Here is a 2,431-nt window from a genome sequence, read left to right on the forward strand (position 1 = left end):
AGAATTTAGAATTTAGAATTTAGAATTTAGAATTTAGAATTTAGAATTTAGAATTTAGAATTTAGAATTTAGAATTTAGAATTTAGAATTTAGAATTTAGAATTTAGAATTTAGAATTTAGAATTTATAATTTAGAATTTATAATTTAGAATTTAGAATTTAGAATTTAGAATTTAGAATTTAGAATTTAGAATTTAGAATTGGAATATGCCTGTCGTGTTGGTACAAAAACTCTTTTCTACTTTGGTCAGACAATTCCCACTGGTGCTATTAACGGGAGTTTGTGGACATCACCTCTGGCTCGGTGTAGATAATAGTCTATAGAGACACAATAAAAACCAGTGACTATTCAAACTCAACGTACTAGTCGTTTTATAGACCCCTGCCCTTATATTGCTATCGGGTCTACACTACTGGTATTTTTAGCCTTATTCGGTGCTTCCCTGTTCCAGAAAACACTGCTATCTACTACCGTCAGGGCCAGGGAAGAGGAACCGCTGCAACTTCAACCACTGTCCCTCAAGCGCCAGCTGATTGGTGCTCTTCGCATAGAAGCTAAAGCAAGAATTCCCCTTAACCGATGGGTTACTTATGAAATCCAGTTACTCGATGGCCAAGGTCAACCATTCGCCTCCGCCATCAAGCAAGCCTGGAATGAATCAGGAACTTGGTATGATGATGGGGAGTCTGGTACATGGCAAGACGATGACCTGTTAGGAGGACTTGATGTTCGCGCCAAGCAGGATGAGATGGTGACCATTGCCATTGCAGTTTTGGAGTATGGGGATACATCAGGACAAGTACTTGATCAACCAGTGCCGTTTCAGGTAACTGTCCAAAATGGAGTGATAGATACGCGCTATCTTTGGCCAGGTTTAGTGACGACATTATGTCTTACCTTGATGACTTTATATGCAACGCCATTAACCGGGAAAAAAGCCATCTCCAAAACGATTAACGATAGCGACCCCAGCGATCACGCTACAGTCGGTGGTGCAAATCGCCTAGTGCGGGTTAAAGTTGATGTTAAGGCAGATGAAACTTCCCCATCGAAACTAGAAGTTCGCCTTTTTCTCAAGGACTCCTATGGTGAGCAAATCTATAACCGTTCGTTTCCCTTGCCTATGACCTATCTCAAAAACAACGGCAAGATCAAGGGAGCAACAGGTAAAGTACAAACATTCTTCCTGTTGGAATCTCGCAGTTCCTATGGCTTCTATGTGGAAGTATGCCCAGATGCATCTGTCGATCGCACAACCTTGAGAGTTATTGATGGCAGCCGTACCTTAAAAAGCGTTGAGGTCGTAAAAATTAGCCCAACCCTTGATACGCCATGAATGGCTTAGAAACAGCTAGGGGAGTGTGGGATATCGAGAAAAAAATCTATTACACAGTTTTAGCTGTGTCACGCGCTTCGAGCATCTTGCTCGCACTACTTGTATTTTCCATCCAGGAATTGATCCCATGTTGAGTAAAATTTTGACAGCCACGACAGTTGCGATCGCACTATTTACCATAATCGCAGGTTACACTCAGCGTTCAGCCCTTGTCCTGCGGGAAGAAAAACAACAGAACTACTGGCCCCGACATCGGACATATTTATCCGGTTACTATTATTTAGGTACTTGGAAATCGTCCCCCAATCGCTCAGACTATGGTAGCTTTCGCGGAGGCGGTCCGGCTACCGGGAAATAGACGATGGAAGATGCGATATCAGATGGGAAACCGATACCTAAATCTAGCATCCCATCCCTCAAACGGGACCAGCGTTGGTTGCTCCTGATTGCTGCTGCGGTTTCCTCAATTTGTGGACTAGCGGTAGAACTGTTGCTGGGAACTCTAGCAAGTTACTTGGTAGGGAATCAAGCTCTATCCTATGGTATTTCCGTTGGAGTATTTCTCGCAGCAATGGGTCTAGGGTCTTACCTGAGTCAGTTTATTGCTGTCAATCAGACCAATTCCCCATCTCTACAACACCAACTACTCTTAGTCTTTGTCAAAGTTGAACTACTCATTGCTCCCCTAACTGCCCTATTGCCTTTGGGACTATTTGCTGTATTTGTTAGCAATGGTTCCATCTGGCTGGGTTTATTCTTCGTCACTATTGTCCTGGGAGTACTAGCAGGACTGGAAGTGCCGCTACTGACCCGAATTCTGGAATTGGACAAAGGGGTGCGGGAAGCATTAGCAGGTGTTTTAGCCTTAGACTATTTGGGAGCACTACTGGGTTCCCTCGCTTTTCCCATCCTCTTATTACCCATTATCGGTTTATTTCCTACGGCTTTTGTCTTAGGGTCATTACCCGCCTTGATGGTGTTTGCCATTGGCAGACGCTTTCCCAGACTGCGGCCCTGGGGATATTTGGGTTTAACCCTAGGTATTCTCCTGTTTACCTTGGCTCCCTTAGCCATTCCGATTAGCGACAAGCTGG

Annotated in this window: 3 protein-coding genes; all 3 read left to right on the forward strand. The window is 43.8% G+C overall.

Going from position 1 to position 2,431, the window contains the following annotated elements:
- The first annotated feature begins 341 nt into the window (after nt 1-341).
- Nucleotides 342-1,337, forward strand: a complete 996-nt coding sequence (locus F6K37_RS38225; protein ID WP_287256301.1) for a hypothetical protein — start codon at nt 342-344, stop codon at nt 1,335-1,337.
- Between the two features lie 127 nt (nt 1,338-1,464).
- On the forward strand, nt 1,465-1,695 hold the full coding sequence (locus tag F6K37_RS38230; RefSeq protein WP_287256303.1) for a hypothetical protein: 231 nt from the start codon (nt 1,465-1,467) through the stop codon (nt 1,693-1,695).
- A gap of 3 nt (nt 1,696-1,698) precedes the next feature.
- Nucleotides 1,699-2,431: spermidine synthase (locus F6K37_RS38235; protein WP_502887814.1), on the forward strand; the 733-nt coding region annotated here is incomplete at its 3' end.

Origin of the sequence: Moorena sp. SIO4E2 (genome assembly GCF_010671945.1) — a bacterium.
Lineage (GTDB): Bacteria > Cyanobacteriota > Cyanobacteriia > Cyanobacteriales > Coleofasciculaceae > Moorena > Moorena producens.